We start from the raw sequence: 15,754 nt of genomic DNA on the forward strand, positions 1-15,754 counted from the left end.
CGGCCGGGCGCAGGTGGGGTCAGATGCCTTTCCCTTGGAAAGGCATCTGACCCCGATTCAGCGCACCGGCCCCTGCGCCGCCTGCACATCCGGGTCGGCGGTGGTGGCCGACAGCCCCACCTGCGGGCCGGCACCGGCCAGTGCGGCCTGCTCGGCGGCCTGGGTCATCACCACGATGCTGATGCGGCGGTTGATCGGGTTCTGCGGATCGGCCTTGTCAAACAGCACCGACGAAGACAGGCCGACCACGCGGGTGATCTTGCTGTCTTCCAGGCCGCCATCGATCAGCGCGCGGCGCGCGGCATTGGCGCGGTCGGCGCTCAGTTCCCAGTTGCCGTAGCCGCGCGCGGCCGAATAGGCAGTGATGTCGGTGTGGCCGGTCAGGCTGATCCGGTTCGGCACGTGGTTCAGGTACTCGGCCAGCTCGTGCAGGATCTGCTGTGTGTACGGCTTCAGGGTGGCGCTGCCGAGGTCGAACATCGGCCGGTTCTGCTTGTCCACGATCTGGATGCGCAGGCCTTCCGGGGTCAGGTCCAGCAGCAGCTGGTCCTTGAACGGTTCCAGCGCCTGGCTGCGGCTGATCGCTTCCTGCAGTTCCTTCATCAGCGCTTCCAGCTGCTGCTTGTCGCGCTGCTGCTCGTCCACCGGCTGCGGTATCGACTTCTGCTGGTTCTGGAAGGGATCGTTGCTGTTGCCGCGCGAAACATCGGTGGCGCCGCCGAGCTTGATCATCGAGGTGCTGGCACCGCCCGGCCCGGCCATGCCCGGCGCCGGCGTCGCGCTGGAGCCGACCAGCGGGCTGGGGTTGCGGAAGTACTCGGAAATGGCTGCGCGCTCGGGCTTGCTGGTGCTGGCCATCAGCCACAGCACCAGGAAGAAGGCCATCATCGCGGTCACGAAGTCGGCATAGGCCACCTTCCACGAACCGCCATGGTGGGCGGCGTGGCCGGCCTTCCTGACCCGGCGGACGATGACAGTGGGCTTGGTTTCGGCCATGGCTTACTTGACCGTCTTCAGGTGCTGCTCGAAATCGGAGAAGGCCGGGCGCACGTTCGACGGCAGCGTCTTGCGGGCGAATTCCAGCGCGATCTTCGGGTTGTAGCCACGCAGGCAGGCCAGCAGGGCGGTCTTCACCGACTCGTAGATACGGCTGTCCTGCTCGGCGCGGGCTTCCATCGCCGCTGCCATCGGGCCGACGAAGCCATAGCCCAGCAGGATGCCGAGGAAGGTGCCGACCAGCGCGCCGGCCACGTGGCCGCCCACCTCGACGATGTCGCCGCCGATCGAGCCCATGGTGATGACGATGCCCAGCACCGCCGCGACGATGCCGAAACCGGGCAATCCGTCGGCGACCTTGGTCAGCACCTGCGACGGCGCCATCGCCTCGGCGTGGTGCTTTTCCAGCTCCAGTTCCAGCAGCGGCTCCAGCTCGTGCGGCTCGATGTTGCTGCCGATCATCAGGCGCAGGCAATCGGTGATGAAGTCGATCAGGTGATGGTCGGCCTGCACCTTCGGGTAGTTGCCGAACAGCGCGCTTTCAGCCGGGCGCTCGACATGGTCTTCCAGCGCCATGAAGCCCTCGCGGCGGGCCTTGTTGAGCAGTTCGTACACCAGGCTGAGGACGTCGATGTAGTCCTGTTGCTTGTAGCGCGGGCCCTTGAACACGCCGACCATGGCCTGCAGGGTCTGCTTGACCGTCTTGGCCGGGGTGCCGACCAGGAACGCGCCCAGTGCGGCACCGCCGATGATGACCAGTTCGTAGGGTTGCCAGAGCGCACCCAGGCGTCCGTGGGCCCCGAGGTAGCCCCCGAGCACGCTGATGATGACGACCAGGAATCCAACGATGATGAGCATGGGGCGACGCAAGGAGGGGGGATATCTCCTTGTCGGCCCGTCGCCCGGTTTTCTGAAGAGGGAATTCTGTGAAATCGGTCAGCGGGGTATTTCAGCCCGCCACGCCGCTTTCCGCACCGCCACGCTGCAACGGGTCAGGCCAGGGCTCGCCGTTGCCGGTGAACGAAAGTGAGACGGAGTTCAGGCAGTGGCGCTCATGGGTCGGCGGCGGGCCGTCGGGGAACACATGGCCCAGATGGCTGCCGCAGCGCGCGCAGGTGATCTCGGTGCGGACCATGCCGTGGCTGGTATCGCGGATCTCGCGCACGTGCGCCGGGTCGAACGGAGCAAAGAAGCTGGGCCAGCCGGTGCCGGAATCGAACTTGGTGCTGGAGCGGAACAGCGGCAGCGCACACAGCCGGCAGCAATAGACGCCCTCGCGCTTGTTGTCGAGGAACACACCGCAGAACGGCGCTTCGGTGCCGTGCTGCAGCAGCACGCGGCGCTCCTCACTGCTGAGACCGGCAACCAGCGCCTCGGTCTGGGTGGTGGTCGGGGGCGTCAGGTCGAAGGCAGTCATGGCGGCGCTCCGTGGGGTCGATGGCCTGGGGATGCCCACAAACGTGGGGTTGCCGGCGCGACCTTGCAAGTGTGATGGCCGTTCATGGGCGGCACACAGGCGCAGGCGCAAGGTGAATGCGATCCATACCGGAGCGTGCCATGAAACTGTCCCTTTCCCTGCTGCTGGCCCTGCTGCCCGCGCTGGCGCTGGCTCAGGTGCCGACCGGTAATCCGACCGCCACCCGCAGCAGCACCACCGTAGCCCCCCAGCCGGTGGTGCCGCCCGTGCAGCCAGCGAGGCCGCAGCCGCAGGTGCTGCCTTCGCCGCAGCCAGTGCAGCCGATCAAGTCCACCGGCCCGGCCCAGGTTGCGCCCACCCCAGCGCCCAAGCCGGCCGACAAGGTGTACGACCGCAATGGCCGTATCGTCCCCGGGGTGCGTCCGGCCGGTCCGAACCGCGTGTTCGATTCGCGCACCGGCCGCTATTACGACAGCGTGCCGGCCGGTGACGGCCAGCAGATCAAGCGCTGATCTCGGATGTCAACCAAGGTTGGCAGCTACCGCACGCTGTCCGGCCTGAACGCACGAAAACAACATCCTGCCGATCACTGCTTTTTCGCCTGCGATTAACCGTTGCGGGACCACCGTGGCCCTGCGCCGGCACTCCGCCGCCGCATGTCCTTCGTCCACTGGATCGCGATCATGAAAAACCAGCAGAACCGTCATCCCGGCAAGGAACCGCAGGGCCGTAACCCGCAGCAGCAACAGCAGCAACAACAGCAGCAGATGGACCCGCAGCAGCCGCACAAGGGTGGCAAGCAGCAGGAGCAGCGCTCGCAGAAGCACCCGCAGCAGCGTTGACGGTTGCCATGACCGGGGTCAGAGACCGCTGCGCGGGATCCGACCCCTTGCCGAATCCTGACCGGGGTCGGATCCCGCACCGCGGGCTCTGACCCCAACCGCAGCCGCGCCTCAATCCGGAATCGGCAGGCTCAGCGTCTCCTTCACCTCTTCCATCACGATGTAGCTCTTCGACTCACGGACATGCGGCAGCGTCAGCAGCGTGCTGCCGAGCAGCTTGCGGTAGGAGGCCATTTCGCTGATCCGCGCCTTCAGCAGGTAATCGAAGTCGCCCGACACCAGGTGGCACTCCAGTACGTTCGGCAGCTTCAGCGCCGCGCGCCGGAACTCCTCGAAGATGTCGCCGGACTTGTAGGCCAGGCTGATCTCCACGAACACCAGCAGGCTGGCCTTCACCGCCGCCGGGTCCAGGTGAGCGTGATAACCGGTGATCACTGCTTCGCGTTCGAGGCGGCGCACCCGTTCGGTGCACGGGGTGGTCGACAGCCCGACCCGTTCCCCCAGTTCGGTGAAGGAGATACGGCCCTCGGCCTGCAGGATGCGCAGGATCTTGCGGTCTATCTTGTCCAGTTCACGGGTACGGGTGGCCATGGCCGTCAACCTTGGGGAATGAATTGCAGGGGAACATCCTGCCGGTTGAATGCAAATCAGGCAAATCAACTGGTATTGGCTGTCTATACTTCCCCAATTATGGTCCCGGCACGCTCCAGTGCAGGGAATGATCGGGTTGGAGAAGTCCCATGCGAGTCCTAGTCCTCGGCAGCGGCGTGATCGGCACCACCAGTGCCTGGTACCTGCGACAGGCCGGGTTTGAAGTCACGGTCATCGACCGTCAGCCCGGCCCGGCGCTGGAAACCAGCTTCGCCAATGCTGGGCAGCTGTCGTTTGGCTATACCTCGCCGTGGGCCGCCCCGGGCGTGCCGAAAAAAGCGATCGGCTGGCTGTTCGAGAAGCACGCGCCGCTGGCGATCAAGCCGGGCATGGACCTGGCCCAGTACCGCTGGCTGTGGCAGATGCTGCGCAACTGCACCCACGAGCGCTACGCGATCAACAAGGCGCGCATGGTGCGCATGTCCGAGTACAGCCGCGACTGCCTCAATGAGCTGCGCGCGGAGATCGGTATCGAATTCGAAGGCCGCGACCTGGGCACCACCCAGTTGTTCCGCACCCAGCAGCAGTTGGACGCCTCGGCGCAGGACATCGAGATCCTGGCCCAGTACGGCGTGCCGTACGAGGTACTGGACCGCGCCGGCATCATCCAGGCCGAACCGGCCCTGGCCCATGTCGACGGCCTGGTCGGCGCGCTGCGCCTGCCGCGTGACCAGACCGGCGACTGCCAGCTGTTCACCCGCCGCCTGGCGCAGATGTGCGTGGACGCCGGCGTCGAGTTCCGCTTCGACCAGGACATCACCGGTCTGGTCTCCGATGGCGAGCGCATCACCGGCGTGCACGTCAACGGCACGCTGGAAACCGCTGACCGCTTCGTGGTCGCGCTCGGCAGTTACTCGCCGGCGCTGGTCGCACCGCTGGGCATGCGCCTGCCGGTGTACCCGCTGAAGGGGTATTCGCTGACCCTGCCGATCACCGATCCGGCGATGGCACCGACCTCGACCATCCTCGATGAGAGCTACAAGGTGGCGGTCACCCGTTTCGACGACCGTATCCGCGCCGGTGGCATGGCCGAAGTGGCCGGCTTCGACCTGTCGCTGTCGCAGCGCCGCCGCGAGACCCTGGAACTGGTGGTCAGCGACCTGTACCCGAAGGGCGGCGACCTGTCGCGCGCGCAGTTCTGGACCGGCCTGCGCCCGGCCACGCCGGATGGCACGCCGGTGATCGGCGCCACACCGTTCCGCAACCTGTACCTCAACACTGGGCACGGCACGCTGGGCTGGACCATGGCATGCGGCTCGGGCCGCTACCTGGCCGACCTGATGAGCGCACGCCAGCCGCAGATCAGCACCGAAGGCCTGGATGTTTTCCGCTATGGCCAGTACGGTCACGCCCCGCAACATGAGAACCGCACATGCGTCCTGCCCGCGCGCTGATTGATCTGGGCGCCCTGCGCAGCAACTACCGCCTCGCCCGCGAACTGGGCGGTGGCAAGGCCCTGGCGATCATCAAGGCCGATGCCTACGGCCATGGCGCGGTGCGCTGTGCGCAGGCGCTGGAAGGCGAGGCCGATGGTTTCGGCGTGGCCACCATCGAAGAGGCGCTGGAACTGCGCCAGGCCGGCATCCGTGCGCCGATCCTGCTGCTGGAAGGCATCTTCGAAGCCAGCGACATGGCGCTGGTGGCCGAGCATGATTTCTGGTTCGCCGTCGGTTCGCCGTGGCAGCTGGAGGCGCTGGCCGCCTTCGACAGCCCGCGTCCGTTGACAGTGTGGCTGAAGCTGGACAGCGGCATGCATCGCCTCGGCCTGGACGTGGACAGCTTCCGCGCCGCGCATGCGCGCCTGTCGGCGCTGCCGCAGGTCGAACGCATCGTGCTGATGACCCATCTGGCACGTGCCGACGAGCTGGACAGCGAACGCACCCACGAGCAGGCGGCGACGTTCGCCCGTGCCATCGACGGCCTCGAAGGCGAGACCAGCGTGTGCAATTCGCCGGCGCTGCTGGGCTGGCCGGATGTGCGCAGCGACTGGGTGCGCCCGGGCCTGATGCTGTACGGGGCCAATCCGTTGCCGGACAACACCGATCTCACCGCGCGCCTGCGCCCGGTGATGACCATGCAGTCCAAGGTTATTGCCGAGCGCTGGATCGAGTCGGGGGAACCGGTGGGCTATGGCGCCCGCTTCGTCTCCAAGGCGCGCACCCGCGTCGGCGTGGTCGCGTTGGGGTATGCCGATGGCTACCCGCAGTTCGCGCCGAACGGTACCCCGGTGCTGATCGATGGTCAGCCCGGCGTGCTGATCGGTCGCGTGTCGATGGACATGCTGACCGTGGACCTGACTGCGCATCCGCAGGCGGGCGTTGGCAGCGTGGTGGAGCTGTGGGGCAATGCGCCGACGCTGTCCGAGCTGGCGCCGCGCTGCGGCGTGAGTGCGTACCAGCTGCCGTGTGGCGTCAAGCGCGTGGCCAGGGTGTACATGTAGAGCCGAGCCCATGCTCGGCGCTGTGACTGCGTGTCGACCAAGGTCGACACCTACCGATGGGCCTACCGCGCAGCGGTCGCCCGGTACGCGTCGCCGGGCGAGGCTCTGGTAGCGGCCGACCTTGGTCGGCGCCGTGAATGCGTGTCGACCAAGGTCGACACCTGCCGATGGGCCTACCGCGCAGCGGTGGCCTGGCTGGCCAGCTGGCGCTTCACCCAGTCATCGATCAGGCGCTTCTCATAGCGCAGCGGATCACTGTCGCTCTTCAGCCCTACGTTGTGCAGATAGCCGGTGTCGCTCAGGCGCGCATCGCCTTCGCTGATGATGCGGCCGCTGGCATCCTTCAGCGTGTACTGCAGGCTGATCCGCGGCGGGTAGATGTCACGCATGATCCGGATGTCACTGCCGCGGGGGCCATGCCAGGGCTCGTAGTCGCCGGCGCGCTTGATGTCGACCAGGGTCACGTCGAGGGTCTGGCCAGGCTGCAGCGGCTTGGCCGCCGTGGTCTGCAGGTAGCGCGCGAGCTGCTGCACCCAGTCGCCGCGCTCGGCTTCGAAGCGGTTGGTGCTCTGGCGGATCTCGGTGAATTTGGCCGGATCATCCCATTTCACGCTGACCGGGCCATCGGCCTGTAGCGCACGTGGTGCCTGCGCATCGGTCACGGTGCGCGGGGCCGCGTTGGCGCCGCCCGCCACCAGGGCGCCTGCCAGCAGGGCAATCGCGAGTGAGCGTTTCATGACGGTCTCCTGCGTCCCACCGATGGGGACGATGTTGATCACGGATCGAGTGTGATCCTGCTTCCAGGCAACGGCAATGGCCGATTGCGTCACATACAAGAGTGGTTGCCGCCAATTCATTGTCGTCAAGCATGACTGACGGCGCTTGACGCTGTGAATACGCTCTTTGGAAGATGCTGTGCCTCCAACCCGGCCTGTCCAAACGCCCTTGTCCACACTGCCGCCCCTAGTGGAGCGCCCACCGATGATGGTGCCGGCGCCCGAACCCGACCTGCATCATGGCGTGCTTGAGCGCATCAACGCAGGTTTCTGCGTGATCCAGGTGCTGTTCGATGGTGATCGTGCGGTGGACTACCGTTTCATCGAGGTCAACGATGCCTTCGAGCGGCATACCGGACTGAAGGACGCACGCGGCCAGCGCATGAGCGCGCTGGAACCGCACCACGAGGAAGACTGGTTCCGCATCTACGGTGAAGTGGCCCGCAGCGGCCGCCCGGCGCAGTTCGAGATGGAAGCGCGGGCGCTGGGCCGCTCGTTCGCGGTCGACGCGGTGCGCGTGGGGCGCCCGGGTGAGGACAAGGTCGGCATCCTGTTCTTCGACATCACCGCGCGCAAGCAGATGGAAGTTGAGCTGGGTGAAAGCGAAGCGCGCTTCAGTGCGCTGGCCGATGGCCTGCCGATGCCGGTCTGGGTGCTGGACGAGCGTGGCCATGCACGCTTCGTCAACAGCGCCTTCAGTGAGTTTTTCGGTGGCGACGAAACGCGCGTTCCCGAGGATGTGTGGCGTGGGCTGGTGCATCCGGACGACGCCTCGGTGTTCGAGTACGAGCTGCAGGAGGCCTTGAAGGCGCAGCGCTCGATGCATGCGTTGGTGCGTGCGCGGCGTGCCGATGGCCAATGGCGCTGGCTGGAGATGAATGCACGTCCACGCTTTTCGCGGATGGGCCGCTTCATCGGCCTTGCCGGCAGCAGCCCGGACGTGACCGAGCGCCGCGAAATCGAACTGGCCCGCGAGGAACTGCTGCAGTCCGAGCGTGCCGCGCGCAGCGCGGCCGAGAACATGGCGCGGCTGAAGGACGAATTCCTGGCCACGTTGTCGCATGAGCTGCGCACGCCGCTGACCACCATCCTGGGCTGGAGCGAATTGTTGCTGCAGCGCGTGGACAACACCAGCCCGCTGTACAAGGGCCTGGGCGTGATCGCCAACAGCGCTGGCGCGCAGAAGCGGCTGATCTCGGACATGCTCGATCTCAGCAGCATGCTGCTGGGCAAGGTGCAGCTGGAAGTGGAAGTGCTGGATCTGTGCGGCGTGCTGGGCGAAGCGATCGGTGCGCAGGAGCTGGTGGCCGAAGGCAAGGCGCTGGATGTGCACCTGCAGCTGCCCGACCGGCCCAGCCTGGTGCTGGGCGATGCCACCCGCCTGCAGCAGGTGTTCTGGAACCTGCTCTCCAACGCGATCAAATTCACCCCGGCCGAAGGCCGCATCGACGTGGCCCTGCAGGCCGATGGCAATCACTGGGTGATCACCGTGCGCGATACCGGCGACGGCATCGCGCCTGAGTTCCTCAACCACCTGTTCAGCCGCTTCCGCCAGGCCGATGGCACCACCACCCGCCGCCATGGCGGCCTGGGCCTGGGTCTGGCGATCGTGCAGCAGCTGGTCGAGCTGCACGGCGGCACGGTCACCGCCGCCAGTGAAGGGCACGGCCACGGCGCTACCTTCACCGTGCGCCTGCCGCAGCACCTTCCGGATGCCGAGCGCCGTCCGCTGCGCGAAGTAATCAGCGGGCCGATCCTGGAGCCGGTGATCGTTGAACCGTATCCGCTGCGCGGCATGCACGTGCTGGCGGTGGAAGACCAGCCGGAAGTGCTGGAGTACCTGCGGCGCATGCTGGAAGAGCAGGGCGCGAGCGTGTCCGCGGCCAGTTCCGCAGGCGAGGCATTGGCATTGCTGGCCGACACCGGCCATCTGCAGTACCACGTGATGCTGACCGACATCGGCATGCCCGGCATGGATGGCTACGGCCTGGTGCGTACGCTGCGCGAGGACATGGGCGTGGACGCGCTGACCCTGCCCGCGGTGGCGGTGACAGCACTGGCGCGCGCCGACGATCGCCGTCGTGCGTTGGCGTCGGGCTTCCAGGAGCATGTGGCCAAGCCCTATTCGGTGGCGCAGCTGGTGTCTGCGGTACGCAAGGTGCAGGTGCCGCGCGCCGACAGCGCGCTGCACTGAGCATTCACGGCTGATCGGCGACCCTGCACGCAGGAGGTCGCCGATGTCCCGTATTGCTCCCCGTATCCATACCGATCCGGCGCAGATCGCGCGCCTGGAGGCCCTGTTGCCGCAGCTTGAAGGCGAAACGCAGGTACAACTGACCCTGCACGATGGTCGCCGCCTGCTCGGCACCGTGGCGGTGAAGCCGACCCTGCAGCAGTACCGCAACGAAGCCGGCGACGAAGGCAGCAACGGCCAATTGCGCTTGGATGACTACGACACGCCGGTGCAGCAGCACCATGTGTGGCTGGATGAAATCGCCAGCATCAACCGCCTGCCACCCAAGGCACCTTGATCCGATGTAGAAGCGAACCCACGCTCGGCTGCGCCACCGCCCGAGCATGGGCTCGGGCTCGGGCACTGCGGTGATGTCAATGCTCGAACAACGTCGGGGTTGCTTCGAAACGGCGGGCGTACGCGCGCTCCTCTGCGACCCTCGCCACCTCGTCGTCGGCCAGGTCCGGCGCGCCGTAGACTGCATAGGCCACGCTGCCATCGGCGCCGTGGCCGACCTGGTGCAGGCGGTAGCGTGAGTGGCCACCGCCGGTATCTTCGGGGTAATGCACGGGCGGATGGCTGCCTTCCAGGTCCATCTCGCTGTTGTCTACCACGCCACCGACGAACAAGGCACGCATGCAGGCTCTCCTGGGGATTGGGGGAGCCTTTACCCTGAACGCTGCGATGTTTCCGGGGGATCAAGGCCCCGTTCGGGTTTCGCAAAGCGGCCGCCGGGGCTGGCCCGGCCAAGCCGGTACAATGGACGGCCCTCACGCTTTGAAGTAACCGCGCCGATGGCCTCCAGCGACGACGCTCCCCTGCAGACCCTGCTCCTGCCGTTCTCCCAAGGCGCCCTGCGCTGGCCGGAGGGTCCGGTGGCCTTCCTGCGTGCCCGCGATGGCTGGCCGCTGCGCGAAGTGGCCGGTGGCCGTGAAGTGCACTGCGAGCAGAGCTTCGCCCCGTTCGCGCAGCCACTGCAGCAGGCCGCCGGCTGGACCGTCAGCGGCCAGCTGGATGATGTGGCCGGCAAGGGCCGCTATCCGCTGGTGCTGGTGCTGCCGCCGCGCCAGCGCGAGGAAGCCCGTGCGCTGTTCGCCCGCGCTCTGGCGCTGGTTGCTGAAGGCGGCCGCATCGTCGCCTGCCAGTCCAACAACGAAGGCGCGCGTTCCGGCGAGGGCGACCTCAAGCAGCTGACCGGCCTCGGCGGCAGCCTGACCAAGAACCACTGCCGGGCGTACTGGACCGCGCCGATGCAGGGCCAGCACGATGCCGACCTGGCCAAGCGCTGGTCCGCCCTGGACGCGGTCCGCCCGATTGTCGGTGGCCGCTTCCTCAGCCGGCCGGGCGTGTTCGCCTGGGACCGGATCGACCCGGCCTCGGCACTGCTGGCCGAGCACCTGCCGGCCGACCTGGCCGGTCGCGCCGCCGACCTCGGTGCCGGTTACGGCTACCTGTCGCGCGAGCTGCTGGAGCGCTGCCCGAAGATCACCGCGCTGGACCTGTACGAGGCCGAGCAGCGTGCGCTGGCGCTGGCCGAGCTGAACCTGTCGCCGCCGCCGCGCCCGCTGCCGCTGCGTTTCCTGTGGCGCGACGTCACCGCCGGTATCGAGCCGGACTACGACGTCATCATCAGCAACCCGCCGTTCCACACGCCCTCGCGTGCCGACCGTCCGGACATCGGCCAGCGCTTCATCGCCGTGGCCGCGCAGGCGCTGCGCCCGGGCGGACGCCTGTACGTGGTGGCCAACCGCCACCTGCCGTACGAGTACACGCTCAATGAGAGTTTCGGTGCGGTGCGCGTGGTTGCCGAGCGCGATGGCTTCAAGCTGGTCGAGGCGGTGAAGGGCAGGGGGAAGGGCAAGTGAAGCTGGTCAAGCTCATCGCCAACCTGGGCTATGGCAGCCGCAAGCAGGTGCAGTGGATGTTCCGCGAAGGCCGCGTCACCGACGCCGATGGCGAGGTGCTGTACGCCGACGACCAGGTGCCGCATGAAGCGGTGCGCGTCGATGGCGAGCCGCTGGACCCGCCGGTGGGCCTGTCGATCGCGCTGCACAAGCCGGCCGGCTACACCTGTTCCACCAAGGACAAAGGTCGCCTGATCTACGACCTGCTGCCGCCGCGCTACCGCGACCGCGACCCGGTGCTGTCCACCGTCGGCCGGCTGGACCGCGACACCAGTGGCCTGTTGCTGCTGACCGACGATGGCGGCCTGCTGCACCGGATCATCTCGCCGAAGTCGAAGCTGCCCAAGGTCTACGAAGTGGAACTGAGCGAGGACCTGCGCGGCGATGAAGGGGCGCTGTTCGCCAGTGGCACGCTGATGCTGGAGTCCGAGAAGACGCCCTTGCTGCCGGCTGAACTTGAAGTGCTGGATGCGCGCCGCGCACGCCTGGTGCTGCATGAAGGCCGCTACCATCAGGTACGCCGCATGTTCGCCGCCACCGGCAACCATGTGCAGGCCCTGCACCGCAGCCGAGTCGGCGGGCTGGACCTGCAGGGACTGGACGAAGGGCAATGGCGGCAGCTCACTCCCACCGACCTGGATACGCTGTTCGCTCCATGACCACCATCGCTGCGCTGCCGTTCCTGCCCGACGCCGTCATCTTCGACATGGACGGCCTGATGATCGACAGCGAGCGGGTCTCGCTGGCCTGCTGGAGCCAGGCCGCCGATGAATTCGGCCTGGGCCTGGATGAAACGGTGTTCCTGCGCATGGTCGGTCTCGGCGACCGCGATACGCACGCGTTGCTGCGTGCGCAGGGGGTCGAGGACAGCGTGATCGAAGCCGTGGCCGCACGCTGCCACGACCTCTACGAGGAACGCACGCAGACCGGCCTGCCGCTGCGGCCAGGCATTCTCGAATTGCTGGAACTGCTGGAGGCGCACGCGATACCGCGTGCGGTCGCGACCACCACGCGGCAGCCGCGGGCCAACCGCAAGCTGTCCGCCGCCGGCCTGCTGCCGTATTTCGATGCGGTGATCACCAGCGGCGACGTGGCGCGGCCGAAGCCGGCACCGGACATCTACCTGCTGGCTGCGCAGCGGCTGGGGCAGCTGCCAGAGCGCTGCCTGGCGCTGGAGGATTCACCGGCCGGCACGCGCGCCGCGCTGGCTGCCGGCATGACCGTGATCCAGGTGCCGGACCTGGTGCATCCGGATGAGGAGCTGCGCGCATTCGGCCACCGCATCGTCGGCTCGCTGCTGGACGCGCACGCGCTGCTGCTGCCGTTGCTGCCGAGGTAACAGCCCGCCCCTGACGGTGGGTGCCGACCGTTGGCCGGCACGCCTTCCCATCACACCCGGCCGAACACCAGCGCCGCGTTGGTGCCACCGAAGCCGAAGCTGTTGGACATCACCGTATCCAGCTTCTGCTCGCGGCTCTCGCGCAGGATCGGGAAGCTTTCCACCTTCGGGTCCAGCTCGCCGATGTTGGCCGAACCAGCCACGAAGCCATCACGCATCATCAGCAGGCAGTAGATCGCCTCGTGCACGCTGGCCGCACCCAGCGAATGGCCGGACAGCGCCTTGGTCGAGGACAGCGGCGGCACCGCATCGCCGAACACTTCGCGGATCGCGTTGAGCTCGGTGACGTCGCCCAGCGGCGTGGAGGTGCCGTGGGTGTTGAGGTAGTCCAGCGGACGATCCACGCCCTGCAGCGCCATCTTCATGCAGCGCACCGCGCCTTCACCGGACGGCGCCACCATGTCCGCGCCGTCGGAGGTCACGCCATAGCCGATCAGCTCGGCATGGATGTGCGCGCCGCGCGCAACGGCGTGGTCGTAATCCTCCAGCACCAGCATGCCGCCGCCACCGGCGATGACGAAGCCATCGCGGTCCTTGTCGTAAGGACGCGAGGCGCTGGCCGGGGTTTCGTTGAAGCTGGTCGACAGCGCGCCCATCGCATCGAACATCACGCTCATCGACCAGTGCAGGTCTTCGCCACCACCGGCGAACATGATGTCCTGCGCACCGTGGCGGATCATGTCCGCGGCGGCGCCGATGCAGTGCGCCGAGGTCGCGCAGGCAGCCGACAGCGAGTAGCTGACGCCCTTGATCTGGTAGGCGGTGGCCAGGCAGGCCGAGACCGTCGAGCACATCGTGCGCGGCACCATGTACGGGCCGACCTTGCGCACACCGCGTTCGCGCAGCAGGTCGACTGCGCCGATCTGCCATTCGCTGGAGCCACCACCGGAACCGGCGATCAGGCCGGTACGCAGGTTGCTGACCTGCTCGGGGCTGAGCCCGGCATCGGCGATGGCATCGCGCATGGACAGGTAGGCAAAGGCCGCCGCATCGCTCATGAAGCGCTTCTGCTTGCGGTCGATCAGCGCGTCCAGGTCGAGGTCGACGCGGCCGCCGACCTGGCTGCGCAGGCCCGCGTCGGCGTGGTCGGACAATGCCGTGATGCCGGAGCGCCCTTCGCGCAGCGCATTCGAAACGGTATCCAGATCATTGCCGAGGCAGGACGTGATGCCCATGCCAGTGATGACGACGCGACGCATCAGAAGCTCCCGGTTTCAGTGAACAGGCCGACGCGCAGATCGCGCGCGCTGTAGATTTCGCGGTCATCCACGTACATGCGGGCGTCCGACTGAGCCATCACCAGCTTGCGGTTGATGACCCGGCTGATGTCGATCTCGTAACGCACGAGCTTCGCGTCCGGCAGCACCTGGCCGGTGAACTTCACCTCGCCGCAGCCCAGTGCGCGGCCCTTGCCGGGGGCGCCCAGCCAGGTCAGGAAGAAGCCGGTCAGCTGCCACATGGCATCCAGGCCCAGGCAACCAGGCATCACCGGGTCGCCGATGAAGTGGCAACCGAAGAACCAGAGGTCGGGGCGGATATCCAGTTCGGCGCGTACCATGCCCTTGCCATGCGGTCCGCCGTCCTCGCGGATTTCGGTGATGCGGTCGAACATCAGCATCGGATCGTTGGGCAAACGGCCGGCAGCGGCGCCGAACAGTTCACCGCGTGCGCTGGCCAGCAGCTGTTCGCGGTTGAACGCGTGGAGACGGGTCATGAAGCACAATCCTGGAAGCGAAGAACAGGGAAACAAGCGCCCGAGAATGCCCGTGGAAACTGCGCCGATCAAACATTTCAACCGTACGCAACCGTAGTGTTTTCAAGGGAATACGCGCATCCTGTTGATGTGCAACGACCATACCTGTGCGTGTGGTCGGTTCAGCCTGCCTCCGCCCTTTACGCCTGACATGACCCGACTGCGCAAGATCATCCACGTCGACATGGACGCCTTCTACGCGTCGGTGGAGCAGCGCGACGATCCGTCACTGCGCGGCAAGCCGGTGGTTGTGGCATGGCGTGGCGCGCGTTCGGTGGTGTGCGCGGCGTCCTACGAGGCGCGCGTGTTCGGCGTGCGCTCGGCGATGCCGGCCGTGCGTGCCGAGCGCCTGTGTCCGGATGCGATCTTCGTACCGCCGGACTTCGCACGTTACAAAGCGGTGTCACAGCAGGTGCGCGGGATCTTCCTGCGCCACACCGACCTGGTCGAGCCGTTGTCGCTGGACGAGGCCTACCTCGATGTGACCGAACCGAAGAGTGGCATCGAACTGGCCACCGACATTGCCCGCACCATCCGTGCGCAGATCCGCGAGGAGACGAACCTGACCGCTTCAGCCGGGATCGCGCCAAACAAGTTCCTGGCCAAGATCGCCTCGGACTGGCGCAAGCCCGATGGCCAGTTCGTGATTCCGCCGCAGCGGGTGGATGCCTTCCTGCTGCCGTTGCCGGTGAACCGCGTGCCCGGCGTCGGCAAGGTGATGGAAGGCAAACTGGCCGCGCGCGGCATCGTCACCTGCGGCGACCTGCGGCAGTGGGCACTGATCGATCTGGAAGAGGCGTTCGGCAGCTTCGGCCGCAGCCTGTACAACCGCGCGCGCGGCATCGATGAACGGCCGGTGGAGCCGGACCAGCAGGTGCAGTCGATCTCTTCCGAAGACACCTTCGCCGAGGACCTGCCGCTGGAAGACCTGGGTGAGGCCATCGTGCAGCTGGCGGAGAAAACCTGGAACGCCACGCGCAAGACCGAACGTGTCGGCCACACCGTGGTACTGAAACTGAAAACCGCACAGTTCCGCATCCTCACCCGCAGCTTCACCCCGGACCGCCCGCCGGAATCGATGGAAGAACTGCGCGACATCGCCCTGGCCCTGCGCGCCCGCGTCGACCTGCCGGCCGAGACCCGCTATCGGCTGGTCGGCGTCGGGCTTGGTGGGTTCCGCGAAAAGGAGCCGGTGGTGCAGGGGGAGTTGTTCGAGCACGACATGAACAATCCCACAGATACCTAATCATCAAACAGTGGGGTCAGAGCCCGTTGCGCAGCAGCGGGATCCGACCCCGTGCCGACCAACGGTCGGCACCCACCACCAGCAGCAGGTTCCGACA

Annotated in this window: 18 protein-coding genes; 10 read left to right on the top strand and 8 right to left on the bottom strand. The window is 67.0% G+C overall.

Going from position 1 to position 15,754, the window contains the following annotated elements; all coding sequences use genetic code 11:
- Positions 1-57 precede the first annotated feature (57 nt).
- The 3 genes from motB to msrB all read right to left on the bottom strand — a co-directional run bounded on the left by motB (position 58) and on the right by msrB (position 2,413).
- Entirely contained in the window at positions 58-996 is a 939-nt protein-coding gene (gene motB / locus AC13GA_RS00680) for a flagellar motor protein MotB (protein WP_426354473.1), read from the bottom strand.
- Positions 997-999: 3 nt separating this feature from the next.
- Entirely contained in the window at positions 1,000-1,854 is an 855-nt protein-coding gene (motA, locus tag AC13GA_RS00685) for a flagellar motor stator protein MotA (RefSeq protein ID WP_046983079.1), read from the bottom strand.
- Between the two features lie 91 nt (positions 1,855-1,945).
- Entirely contained in the window at positions 1,946-2,413 is a 468-nt protein-coding gene (gene msrB / locus AC13GA_RS00690; RefSeq protein WP_426354471.1) for a peptide-methionine (R)-S-oxide reductase MsrB, read from the bottom strand.
- A 140-nt stretch (positions 2,414-2,553) separates the two neighbouring features.
- Here msrB and AC13GA_RS00695 point away from each other — a divergent pair, with 140 nt between their 5' ends.
- Both AC13GA_RS00695 and AC13GA_RS00700 read left to right on the top strand, forming a co-directional pair.
- Positions 2,554-2,925: a classical arabinogalactan protein 4 gene (locus tag AC13GA_RS00695; protein WP_482997353.1), complete on the top strand. Its 372-nt coding sequence runs from the start codon at positions 2,554-2,556 to the stop codon at positions 2,923-2,925.
- Positions 2,926-3,069: 144 nt separating this feature from the next.
- Entirely contained in the window at positions 3,070-3,255 is a 186-nt protein-coding gene (locus AC13GA_RS00700; RefSeq protein ID WP_049424811.1) for a hypothetical protein, read from the top strand.
- 111 nt (positions 3,256-3,366) lie between these two features.
- Here AC13GA_RS00700 and AC13GA_RS00705 read toward each other — a convergent pair whose 3' ends face one another.
- Positions 3,367-3,846 carry an Lrp/AsnC ligand binding domain-containing protein gene (locus AC13GA_RS00705; RefSeq protein ID WP_004140558.1) on the bottom strand — a complete coding sequence of 160 codons (480 nt, stop codon included), beginning with the start codon at positions 3,844-3,846 and terminating at the stop codon, positions 3,367-3,369.
- 149 nt (positions 3,847-3,995) lie between these two features.
- Here AC13GA_RS00705 and AC13GA_RS00710 point away from each other — a divergent pair, with 149 nt between their 5' ends.
- Together AC13GA_RS00710 and alr are read left to right on the top strand one after the other, a co-directional pair.
- A complete protein-coding gene (locus AC13GA_RS00710; protein ID WP_482997354.1) occupies positions 3,996-5,300 on the top strand; it encodes a D-amino acid dehydrogenase in 1,305 nt (434 codons plus the stop codon).
- Positions 5,279-6,346 carry an alanine racemase gene (gene alr / locus AC13GA_RS00715; RefSeq protein WP_426354466.1) on the top strand — a complete coding sequence of 356 codons (1,068 nt, stop codon included), beginning with the start codon at positions 5,279-5,281 and terminating at the stop codon, positions 6,344-6,346. The genes AC13GA_RS00710 and alr overlap by 22 nt, the downstream gene beginning before the upstream one ends.
- 173 nt (positions 6,347-6,519) lie before the next feature.
- On the opposite strand, the gene AC13GA_RS00720 is transcribed toward alr, so the two are convergent.
- Entirely contained in the window at positions 6,520-7,083 is a 564-nt protein-coding gene (locus tag AC13GA_RS00720; protein WP_046983095.1) for a DUF3016 domain-containing protein, read from the bottom strand.
- A 244-nt stretch (positions 7,084-7,327) separates the two neighbouring features.
- On the opposite strand from AC13GA_RS00720, the gene AC13GA_RS00725 reads away from it, so the two are divergent.
- The gene (locus AC13GA_RS00725) at positions 7,328-9,316 is read left to right on the top strand and encodes a hybrid sensor histidine kinase/response regulator (protein ID WP_004140574.1); all 1,989 of its coding nucleotides are present in this window, start codon (positions 7,328-7,330) and stop codon (positions 9,314-9,316) included.
- Positions 9,317-9,359: 43 nt separating this feature from the next.
- Entirely contained in the window at positions 9,360-9,653 is a 294-nt protein-coding gene (locus AC13GA_RS00730; RefSeq protein ID WP_482997355.1) for a DUF3247 family protein, read from the top strand.
- 76 nt (positions 9,654-9,729) lie between these two features.
- Here AC13GA_RS00730 and AC13GA_RS00735 read toward each other — a convergent pair whose 3' ends face one another.
- A complete protein-coding gene (locus AC13GA_RS00735; RefSeq protein ID WP_005407925.1) occupies positions 9,730-9,993 on the bottom strand; it encodes a hypothetical protein in 264 nt (87 codons plus the stop codon).
- A 156-nt stretch (positions 9,994-10,149) separates the two neighbouring features.
- Between AC13GA_RS00735 and AC13GA_RS00740 the strand changes: the two genes are divergently transcribed.
- Genes AC13GA_RS00740 through AC13GA_RS00750 form a run of 3 tightly spaced genes read left to right on the top strand, consistent with a single transcriptional unit; the run spans position 10,150 to position 12,598 of the window.
- A complete protein-coding gene (locus AC13GA_RS00740; protein ID WP_136639252.1) occupies positions 10,150-11,220 on the top strand; it encodes a class I SAM-dependent methyltransferase in 1,071 nt (356 codons plus the stop codon).
- Positions 11,217-11,918, top strand: a complete 702-nt coding sequence (locus AC13GA_RS00745; protein ID WP_046983072.1) for a pseudouridine synthase — start codon at positions 11,217-11,219, stop codon at positions 11,916-11,918. The genes AC13GA_RS00740 and AC13GA_RS00745 overlap by 4 nt, the downstream gene beginning before the upstream one ends.
- Positions 11,915-12,598: an HAD family hydrolase gene (locus AC13GA_RS00750; protein ID WP_046983071.1), complete on the top strand. Its 684-nt coding sequence runs from the start codon at positions 11,915-11,917 to the stop codon at positions 12,596-12,598. Before AC13GA_RS00745 ends, AC13GA_RS00750 begins: the two co-directional genes overlap by 4 nt.
- Positions 12,599-12,648: 50 nt before the next feature.
- On the opposite strand, the gene fabB is transcribed toward AC13GA_RS00750, so the two are convergent.
- Complete coding sequence (fabB, locus tag AC13GA_RS00755) at positions 12,649-13,857, bottom strand: beta-ketoacyl-ACP synthase I (RefSeq protein WP_136639253.1); 1,209 nt, start codon at positions 13,855-13,857, stop codon at positions 12,649-12,651.
- Positions 13,857-14,372, bottom strand: a complete 516-nt coding sequence (gene fabA, locus AC13GA_RS00760) for a 3-hydroxyacyl-[acyl-carrier-protein] dehydratase FabA (protein ID WP_004140661.1) — start codon at positions 14,370-14,372, stop codon at positions 13,857-13,859. The genes fabB and fabA overlap by 1 nt, the downstream gene beginning before the upstream one ends.
- Before the next feature lie 190 nt (positions 14,373-14,562).
- Between fabA and dinB the strand changes: the two genes are divergently transcribed.
- Positions 14,563-15,657: a DNA polymerase IV gene (gene dinB, locus AC13GA_RS00765; protein ID WP_482997356.1), complete on the top strand. Its 1,095-nt coding sequence runs from the start codon at positions 14,563-14,565 to the stop codon at positions 15,655-15,657.
- Positions 15,658-15,754 lie beyond the last annotated feature (97 nt).

The organism is Stenotrophomonas sp. 22DLJC03 (genome assembly GCF_056861405.1).